Genomic DNA, 3,106 nt, shown 5'->3' on the forward strand with positions numbered 1-3,106 from the left:
GACTCGAACACTTACGTGGCACAGCTCTGGGCTTTAGGAATGTAACCAACTACATAGCTCGGTGCCTGTTGGAGTCAGGAGGTTTTAAAACTCAGCTACACCCTTAAATGCGAAGAGCCTTCAAACCACTATTTTTAAGGAGAACGGCATATTCCTCTGTAAGCCCTACACCTGTAGTTGCAACCAAGGGCATCATACCTAGATTTTTAATCAGTCTTATAGTTTCAACAAAGTCCTTGTGCAGTAGAGGGTCTCCGCCTGCAAGCCCTACGCCAAATACTCCTCCCTTCCTAAGTTCGGTAATCGTCTTCTTAATCTGTGGCCATTCCATTTCTTGTTTGTTTAGAAGCCCTGATTGAACAAAATAGCAGTGAGAACATGAAAGCTGGCACTTTAATGTTGTATACAGAGTAACAAATTTTGGAAGCTCAAATACATTAGACACTACTTGATATCCTTTTTGGTGAGCTGGCTCTTAAGAAATATATGAGTATTGCTAAAGAAATTAGAATATATGCGATGCTGGTGACTGAAAGTGTAAAGCCTAAGGAATAACTCTCTGCACAGAGTCCGAAAACGATCATTGTGATTGATGAAAATATGCTTTTTGTGAACTGAGATATGGATAATATAGTTGTTCTGCTATTGTCAGAGTTGATATTTTCGTTTATCGAAGTATTGGAGAAAGGAGATTCGAATCCCCTTAGTAGTTGTTGGGATATTAATATTGTAGTGATTGATATAACCATTATGTAATTGTTGTGTGCGAATAAGGGTAAGGCTGAGATTATTAGTGCAGATAATGAAATCGGAATGAATAGTGATTTGGATTTTAATCTGCTAAGTTTAGCGCCAAATGATGCTATTAGATTCATGACGGAGAATGCTATACCAAAGTATATGACCGGTATATCAAGCATTTCAAATACAGGTTGATAGAGGTTGTAGCTAGCTCTAAGGAAAGAGAATGTAATGGCAGAAAATATTATAAATACTAGAAGTTTTTTGTTTGTTGATATGTTTATTATTCCATCTTTTAGTATTTTTATTCCACTAGGTGGATTTCTGGTTTCAGTCTGTGATGATTTGTACTTTCTAGTGAAGAAAAGAAATACAATAAGTGAGGTGGACATTAGAATTGTTTCTGCGATTAAGGGATAAGTTATATCTATATGTCCAAGTAGGCCTCCCAAGAGAGATAATATTGAGGCGGACCACAAAGAAAATGTAGCTGATTTTGAAAATATTTCACCAGCCTTTTTTTCGTGATTACAACTCTTTAGCATGGAGTATATTATTGCAGGGGTATTGCCGCTTGATAATGCTATTGATATTCCGAATAGAATGGAAACATATATTATTAAGTCCTTGTCTAGAAATAGTACAAGAATCATGGATGAGATGTAGCCAATTCTTCCAGCTGCAAATACTTCTCTACGCCCTAGCCAATCAGATAATATTCCACTCGGTATTTCGAAAATTAGTGTAGAAATTGATACCAATGCGAAGAAGAAACCGACTTCGAGCAAATTAAATCCAACATGATTCGTGTAGAATAGAATTGCTATCGGGGCAAATATATTCTCAAAACCAATTATTGAATTTATGTAGCAAAGGCGTTTAGTATCAGCCAGAGTGTCTTCTTTATTAATCACTTATAATAATCTCATTTTGGTTTTCTTTTAGGAAGCAAGGTGACTTGTGCACACCATGGAAGCTTCTAATTCCCTTGGCAGACGCTTCTTTTTCTAGTCCTCGCCATTTTCTAAATACTGGGTCGTTATTCCATAAATCGGGAAGTTTTTTTGGATTCTCTATTGTTTCTTTTGTTCTATCGCTTTCAGTAAGCATGTCACAAGCTGAAATAGTAAAATCACTATTAATGATGGCCGAATATGTGCCTGCCCCACATCCAAAAGTACAGTCTTTGTCACAGTTTGAAGTGCGTGAAAAATATCCTGTGATTATCGGTGTGGTGTGGCTTTTTTTGTGCTCATCTACCAGAAATTTTAGATTTGTTTCCTGATCAATACTTAACGAAAGATCTTTAATGCTTTGACCAGATCCAATTGGTAAAAACGGAGTAATTTTTAGGTTTTTTACGTTTAAATCTCGGGATAGTTTGATGATTGATTGTATTCTTTCGAAGCTTTTTTTATTAACTACATGACAAATTGAAACAGTGCCACCAAGATTGTTAATTGTTCTTATTGCATCTAGTGCCAAACTATGTGATCCGTGTCCTCTGATATCGTCATGGATGGATGAAAGATCACTGTCTAGGCTAATTTGGAAATTCTTACATCCTGCGGAAATTAACTTGGTGCATGAATCTTTGGTGATTAAAGATCCATTGGTCGCTATGGAGCAAGTAATTCCATTGGAAGATATTCTCTCTACTATTTTATACAAGTCCTTCCTAATTAGTGGTTCTCCGCCGATTAAATTTATGTTTCTAACATTGTTTTCAGAAAGGAAATCGATTATGGACAGGCAGGTTTCTAAACTAGGATTATCTTTGTAACTTTCAAGATAGCAATGCTTACATCTTAAATTGCACTTGCTAGTGATATACCACTTTATGTCTAATGGGAAGTCAAACCAGGCTATTTTGTCATCGTTATTCGTATTAATATAAGTCATATGATTTTTGCCTAAGTGTGTGAGGCTTAAGCCTCACACACTGTTAATACTAGTCTAGAACTGGTGAGTTCATAGAGGCCATGCAGCCTTCTACGCTAATAGTTTCAACAGTTGGAGTTTCAGCTAGTTCAATTTGAACATTATGTTCCATTGTGACGTTCCTTATGATTTATATTCGCCGTTATTGGCGTTAGTTATGTTTAAACATGACGCTTAAAAAATAAATATATTTCTCGTAATCTCTATATATTTGTTGACATGTATCATTGGTCGAGGGCGATCAAAATCTTTATAGACTAGAAAAATAATTCTTTTCGTCAGTGTTCTCTTTAAATAGTGATTGCTAATAAAAGTCGATATGTCGAGTAACCACTACCTTTTAGTGCAAGGTAGTTGGAGGATGGGAGTAATTCTGTTGATGTTGAGGGATGTCAATATAAGCCAGTGTGTAATCCCCCCCCCC

General features: G+C 36.2%; 3 protein-coding genes. All 3 read right to left on the minus strand.

Annotated features, from left to right (window positions below):
• Nucleotides 1–103 precede the first annotated feature (103 nt).
• From DUW71_RS17430 to DUW71_RS17440, 3 genes are read right to left on the minus strand one after another with little or no spacing between them, the layout of a single operon-like run.
• Nucleotides 104–445: a radical SAM protein gene (locus DUW71_RS17430; RefSeq protein ID WP_119396557.1), complete on the minus strand. Its 342-nt coding sequence runs from the start codon at nt 443–445 to the stop codon at nt 104–106.
• Nucleotides 438–1,655, minus strand: a complete 1,218-nt coding sequence (locus DUW71_RS17435) for an MFS transporter (protein ID WP_119396558.1) — start codon at nt 1,653–1,655, stop codon at nt 438–440. The genes DUW71_RS17430 and DUW71_RS17435 overlap by 8 nt, the downstream gene beginning before the upstream one ends.
• On the minus strand, nt 1,648–2,643 hold the full coding sequence (locus DUW71_RS17440; RefSeq protein ID WP_119396559.1) for a radical SAM protein: 996 nt from the start codon (nt 2,641–2,643) through the stop codon (nt 1,648–1,650). Before DUW71_RS17440 ends, DUW71_RS17435 begins: the two co-directional genes overlap by 8 nt.
• Nucleotides 2,644–3,106 lie beyond the last annotated feature (463 nt).

Origin of the sequence: Salinibius halmophilus, from assembly GCF_003577475.1 — a bacterium.
In the GTDB taxonomy this organism is placed as follows: Bacteria; Pseudomonadota; Gammaproteobacteria; order Pseudomonadales; family Natronospirillaceae; genus Salinibius; species Salinibius halmophilus.

What these genes read in the sequence shown, in the direction of transcription:
- DUW71_RS17440 (WP_119396559.1), bottom strand. Translation starts at nt 2,643, where the DNA reads ATGACTTATATTAATACGAATAACGATGACAAAATAGCCTGGTTTGAC.